Genomic DNA, 1204 nt, shown 5'->3' with positions numbered 1-1204 from the left:
AAAGTGTGGAAAATGTCCTATAAAAAATTCCTCATTAATTGTCACATTTTAACTGCTTTATTTTTAGGTTTTCAAGGTCAAGGTCTAAAATTTTATCAACAAGTAAAAACGGATATCTGTGAGGCAAAATTTCCATAATCTGCATTACATCTGCATAAGAGTTCATTGTTAAACCTCCATTTTAAAAATACTTATTTATTTTTTTTGCAACTACATTGCCAAACTTAAGGGAAATAAATACTGTAAAGAATATACTGGCAAATATTATTGAATAATATAAAATTTCATCTATTCTCTCCATCTTTTATATCCTCACTTGCTTTTATTAAAAAATATCCAGTTGAAGCGATTAAAATATAAACAATTGCAAAAACAACTACTTTTACAAAATCAACTTTATTATTCATTATAAGCTGCAATATAGCAAAAACAATAACGGCAACACCTATATTAAGTAGATGCTTTCCTAATTCTTCCTTTGATTTCAATATTAACCTTTACAAATAAGCATCCTTTAAAACCATAAATTAAATTATATACCCTAATTTCCAATTTAAACCTTAAGTATAATTTTAAACTGTAGAGCTAAAATAAAAAAGTGAATTTTAGCTAAAAACCCTTCCAAAGAAACAGCTTTAATACTTTCAATTCCCATATACTTCAATCTGCTGAAAGTAGTCTCTATCTTCTTCCTAATGGTCTTTAAAAAAGTTTGTTTTTTCTTTTGTTTATGATGAATCTTTCCTTTTTTTATAGCTTCTAACTCTATACATATTTTTTTTAGTTCTTCTTTTAGTCCTTTTGAATTGAATGCTTTGTCTGCAATTAAAACTTTACCATTTAACAAATCTATAACCGTTTGCTCTTCTTTAAACTCTTTTAATGCGTTTATATCGTGTTTTGAAGCTGGCATTATATTAAACGATATAGGTTGTTCATAAGTATCTATTATTAGTCCTAATTTATACCCAAACCATTCTCTATGTCCGTTATTTCCTTTATATAATTTCCCACTTACCTTTTTACATCTTTTTATCCTTGTAAGTTCACAAACTGGAATTGGTTTTGTATCAAGTATTGCAATTAGTGATTCTTTGTTTGATAGCAAATTTTTTACCAGTATAATTAAAATTTTTACTAACTTTTTCAACTTTTTTGCTCTTTTTACAATGGCTGGTAGCTCTGGCACATAAGGAAACATATC

The 1204-nt window shown here is 26.8% G+C and carries 2 protein-coding genes and 1 pseudogene; all 3 read right to left on the bottom strand.

Annotated features, from left to right (window positions below):
• Positions 1-166 (bottom strand): annotated as a pseudogene (locus HG1285_RS19315) (3-hydroxyacyl-[acyl-carrier-protein] dehydratase FabZ); the annotation flags it as partial.
• 118 nt (positions 167-284) lie between these two features.
• The gene (locus HG1285_RS00765; RefSeq protein ID WP_008289565.1) at positions 285-488 is read right to left on the bottom strand and encodes a hypothetical protein; all 204 of its coding nucleotides are present in this window, start codon (positions 486-488) and stop codon (positions 285-287) included.
• A gap of 65 nt (positions 489-553) precedes the next feature.
• A partial coding sequence (locus HG1285_RS00770; protein WP_008289564.1) for an IS982 family transposase occupies positions 554-1204 on the bottom strand: 651 nt, incomplete at its 5' end.

The sequence above is a fragment of the Hydrogenivirga sp. 128-5-R1-1 genome (assembly GCF_000171895.1).
The sequence above is the reverse complement of the archived record's forward strand: the minus strand, read 5'-3'. Positions and strand labels throughout refer to the sequence as shown.